The 779-nt window shown below is 27.3% G+C and carries 2 protein-coding genes; both read right to left on the bottom strand.

What is annotated here, in order from left to right:
* Positions 1-112: 112 nt before the first annotated feature.
* Complete coding sequence (locus V7024_RS22170; protein WP_098634815.1) at positions 113-355, bottom strand: hypothetical protein; 243 nt, start codon at positions 353-355, stop codon at positions 113-115.
* A gap of 32 nt (positions 356-387) precedes the next feature.
* Positions 388-753 (bottom strand): hypothetical protein, encoded by a 366-nt coding sequence (locus V7024_RS22175; RefSeq protein WP_335523984.1) that lies wholly within the window; start codon positions 751-753, stop codon positions 388-390.
* Between the last annotated feature and the right edge of the window lie 26 nt (positions 754-779).

Consider the following 779-nt stretch of genomic DNA (forward strand, 5'->3'; position numbering starts at 1 on the left):
TACAATTGTTAATAAAAATCTCATAGTAAATTCACCTCATATTTCACTAATTCATTTTTAAAAAAATGAGAAGTCAATTTGTTTTTTTAAAATCAACTTCTCTTTTTCATTATTAAATTTTTATATCCGTTTGTTGAATAGGATAGAGTGAATATCCAGCGTAACTTTTAGCAAGTAGCCCTTTTTCTTCAGCTAACCAATATGGAAGGATAATTCTTTGTTCAGTGTAATTTTCTAATTTTCTTTGTTGTACCAAAACTTGCGATTTAGGAAACCAAAATAGATCATCATCAATCCTAACTTGAACAGCTTTTTCTGTATCTTGGTTTACAATACATGGAGCTATACAATTCATTAAAAATCTCTCCCTTTTTTGAATATATCAGTTTAAAATAATTGCATTTGTTCTTGATTTTTTAAGGTTTCTACAACAATAACATTTCCATCTAAACCATTATCAAGTTCTTGTTTTAATTTAGGTTCTTTTCTTAATATTTTTCTAGGGGAAATATATGCTTTATAAGAATCTTCTCCTATTGTTTTTAGATGTAGCCAACCTTCTGTATTAGATATTTGAATATTATTTTCTAGCACTTCATAGATCTGACCTTCATATTTGAATTGCTTTCCAACGTAGAAGAATTCTCGAATCATGTATTTGTTGTATTTCTTGTACCAATCATTTGATACAGCAAGCTTCCATTCATCTTTAGTTGTATAAATTTGTTCATCAATATGGTATTGAGTTAACATATTTCATCCCTCCATATGAATTTTAT

Source organism: Bacillus sp. JJ864, assembly GCF_036963045.1.
Lineage (GTDB): Bacteria > Bacillota > Bacilli > Bacillales > Bacillaceae_G > Bacillus_A > Bacillus_A pseudomycoides_C.